General features: G+C 45.7%; 1 protein-coding gene. It reads right to left on the reverse strand.

Features of this window, described 5'->3' with window-relative positions:
• The coding region (locus tag CWC17_RS19255; RefSeq protein WP_502704925.1) for an NUDIX hydrolase at positions 1-232 on the reverse strand (232 nt) is incomplete at both ends.

Below are 232 nucleotides of genomic sequence, written 5' to 3' on the forward strand. Positions count from 1 at the left end.
CTCTGTGGTGCCTCCCGGACTTGATAGGTAAGAAAGCATAAATTCAAGTTCTGTAAGCTCAAGCCCAGCCTCTTCAAAGGCTTCTGTTTTTACTACACTCTCCAAAGCGCTGCTGCCATCGCTCATACCGGCAATACATGCAAGCATCCAGGGCGAGTGTTTGCTGTTAATAGCACCAATACGTATTTGCTCTATTAAAAGGACACTTTGCGAAGTTACGTCATAAGGCAGT

Source organism: Pseudoalteromonas sp. S3785, assembly GCF_005887365.1.
Lineage (GTDB): Bacteria > Pseudomonadota > Gammaproteobacteria > Enterobacterales > Alteromonadaceae > Pseudoalteromonas.